The organism is Bradyrhizobium sp., from assembly GCF_016462955.1.
Lineage (GTDB): Bacteria > Pseudomonadota > Alphaproteobacteria > Rhizobiales > Xanthobacteraceae > Bradyrhizobium.
The window spans coordinates 1-1,741 of record NZ_JAEMSD010000849.1; the positions used below are offsets into that span (position 1 = coordinate 1).

The window sequence follows — 1,741 nt, forward strand, 5'->3', positions numbered from 1 at the left end:
TCGCCGCGCTCGTGGCTGCCGGGAAAATCAAGGTCGAGGCAAATTTCGGCGTCACCCACCTCTCGGATCTCGAAGGACGCCTGAGGATTTCAGCGGGCGCCTGCTGTGGAGCGCGGAGCGTGGTTGCGGACGAGCTGGTGGTGTCGACCGGCTTCCGTCCTGATCTGTCGTTCCTGTCGGAGCTGCGGCTGCGGCTCGACCCCGCGATCGAGGCGCCCGTCGCGCTTGCCCCTCTGATCGACCCCAACGAGCACAGCTGCGGCACGGTGCGGCCCCACGGCGCGCGCGAACTGGCGCATGACGAGCCCGGCTTCTATCTCGCCGGGATGAAATCCTACGGTCGCGCGCCGACCTTCCTGATGATGACCGGTTACGAGCAGGTCCGTTCGATCGTCGCCGACATCGCCGGCGACAAGGAGGCCGCGGCCCGGGTCGAGCTCGTGCTGCCGGAGACCGGCGTCTGCACGCGCGGCGGCGTCGAGTCCACCGGCGCGGCGGGATGCTGCGGTGGTCCCGCGACGCAAGACGTCTCGGCCTGTTGTGCGGCCGATGAAACCGCGAAGAAGGCAGGCGGTTCGGGGTGCGGCTGTTCATGATGCGGCTCGCCGGCGATCGGCCGACGGGGCCGCTCGCCCTGATCATCGCACTCGGCACCACGCAAACTATCGCGTGGGCGTCGAGTTATTATCTTCCGGCGATCCTGGCGGCGCCGATCGCGCGAGATCTTGGCCTCGTGCCGACTTACGTGTTCGGAGCGCTGTCGGGCGCGCTGATCATCTCCGGCCTTCTCGGTCCGCGGGTCGGCCATGCCATCGATACGTTCGGGGGACGCGGGCTGCTTGCGATCTCGAACCTCGTCTTCGCGGCGGGCTTGCTCGCGCTGTCCCTCGCGCAAGGCGTGGTGGTGCTGATGGTCGCCTGGATGCTGCTCGGGATCGGCATGGGCATGGGCCTTTACGAGGCTGCGTTTGCGACGCTCGCCCGCATCTACGGCTCCGGCGCGCGGAAGTCGATCACGGGCATCACGCTGATCGCCGGTTTCGCCAGCACGCTCGGCTGGCCGCTCACGACATGGTTGGAAGCAAGCTACGGCTGGCGCGTGGCGTGCGAGGTCTGGGCCGTGATCCACATCCTCGTGGCGCTGCCACTCAACCTCGCGCTGCCGCGCGCGGCGCCGATGCCGCAGACGTCGGGATCGGGTTCGGGACAGGGCCAGCGTACCGGAGGCCAGAGCGAGACGTTCGCGATGATCCTGCTGGCCTACATGTTCGCGGCGGCCAGCTTCGTCAGTTCGGGAATCTCGGCCATCCTGCCGACCATGCTGGTTGCCTTCGGCGCGACGCCGGCGCAGGCCTTGCTTGCGGGCGCGTTGGTGGGACCCGCTCAGGTCGGAGCCCGTCTCCTCGAAGCCGGATGGCTCGGCCGCTTTCATCCGCTGTTCTCGGCACGGCTGGCGACATTGACGAACCCGATCGGTGTGATTGCGCTGGTCGCGGGCGGGCCACTGTTTGCGCCGGCCTTTGCCGTCTTGTACGGCGCGGGCAACGGCATCATCACCATCGCGCGCGGCACGTTGCCGTTGACGCTGTTTGGACCGGCCGGCTTCGGCAAGCGGGTCGGCGTGATCTCGCTGCCGTCCCGCGTCACCGGCGCCCTCGCGCCGCTGGTGCTGGGCCTGATGGTGGATCATATCGGCCGCGGCGCGCTGTGGATCAGCGCGCTCGCGTCCGTCTCCGCATTC

At 68.7% G+C, this 1,741-nt stretch carries 1 protein-coding gene and 1 pseudogene; both read left to right on the plus strand.

The features are described from left to right. Positions 1 to 596: pseudogene (locus JHD07_RS39145) on the plus strand (FAD-dependent oxidoreductase); the annotation flags it as partial. Further along, positions 593 to 1,741, plus strand: a 1,149-nt coding sequence (locus JHD07_RS39150) for an MFS transporter (RefSeq protein ID WP_291631946.1), incomplete at its 3' end; no start/stop codon positions are given. The pseudogene JHD07_RS39145 and the gene JHD07_RS39150, both read left to right, overlap by 4 nt.